The 616-nt window shown below is 59.9% G+C and carries 1 protein-coding gene; it reads left to right on the top strand.

Annotation, left to right across the window (positions count from 1 at the left end):
* Positions 1 to 38 precede the first annotated feature (38 nt).
* Positions 39 to 616 (top strand): non-homologous end joining protein Ku (gene ku, locus C3Y91_RS04360; RefSeq protein WP_168575077.1); only part of this gene is annotated, 578 nt, incomplete at its 3' end.

Below are 616 nucleotides of genomic sequence, written 5' to 3'. Positions count from 1 at the left end.
GCTGCCCCGCAGCGCAAAGCCAGCTAGGGAGATAGGTCATGGCTCCGAAATATTACTGGAAAGGCTATCTCAAACTCTCCCTGGTCACCTGCCCCGTTGCTATGACCCCGGCCACGAGCGAAAGCGAGAAGGTTCGCTTCCATACACTCAACAAGGAGACGGGCAACCGCGTCGTCTCCCGGTACATCGATTCCATCACGGGCAAGCCCGTCAAGGACGAGAACGAAGCCAAGGGCTATGCTCGCGGGGAGAACGACTACGTTATCCTCACCGAGGACGATCTGGATGCCGTTGCGCTCGACACGGTGAAGACGATCGACATCGACAAGTTCGTCCCGGCCGACAGCATCGAGTGGATCTACCTTGAGAAGCCGCACTACCTGATGCCGGACGACGCCGTCGGCAACGAGGCCTTTGCGGTGATCAGGGATGCCATGAAGGCCGACAAGGTTTTCGGCGTGTCGAAGCTCGTGATGGGCCGCCGAGAGCGGGCGGTCGTCCTGGAACCGCGCGGCGAGGGCATCGTGCTCTGGACGCTGCGTTTCGGCGACGAGGTTCGACCGGAGGAGAATTACTTCGAGGAAATCGACGAGAAAGCAGATCCGGATCTCATTCC

The sequence above is a fragment of the Rhizobium ruizarguesonis genome, assembly GCF_012349115.1.
In the GTDB taxonomy this organism is placed as follows: Bacteria; Pseudomonadota; Alphaproteobacteria; order Rhizobiales; family Rhizobiaceae; genus Rhizobium; species Rhizobium ruizarguesonis.
Note: the sequence above shows the minus strand (reverse complement) of the source record. Positions and strands in the feature narration are given on the sequence as shown.